At 68.0% G+C, this 306-nt stretch carries 1 protein-coding gene; it reads right to left on the bottom strand.

Going from position 1 to position 306, the window contains the following annotated elements; all coding sequences use genetic code 11:
• Positions 1-306 (bottom strand): DJ-1/PfpI family protein (locus F2P45_RS34975; RefSeq protein ID WP_187367269.1); only part of this gene is annotated, 306 nt, incomplete at both ends.

Below are 306 nucleotides of genomic sequence, written 5' to 3'. Positions count from 1 at the left end.
AGCGCCGCCGGGCCGTGGCACACCAGCGCGGTCGTCTTGCCGGCCTGGTGGAAGTGGGCAAGCAGGCGTCCGAGCGCGGCGCTGCGGATCAGGTCTTGCATCGGCGCGTGCCCACCCGGAATGTAGAGCGCGTCGTAACGCGCATAGCCGATCTGCTCGACCCGCGCCAGGCTGATTACCGGCGAGCGCTGCTGCGAGGTGATCTCGAGTTTGGCGACCAGGTCCTGATGCTGCTTGAGTGTGGCCGCATCGCCGCCGAAGTACATGACGTCGAGCGAGGTGGCGTCGACCGTCGGAGCCTGTCCT

The organism is Massilia mucilaginosa, from assembly GCF_011682145.1.
Lineage (GTDB): Bacteria > Pseudomonadota > Gammaproteobacteria > Burkholderiales > Burkholderiaceae_D > Telluria_A > Telluria_A mucilaginosa.
Note: the sequence above shows the minus strand (reverse complement) of the source record. Positions and strands in the feature narration are given on the sequence as shown.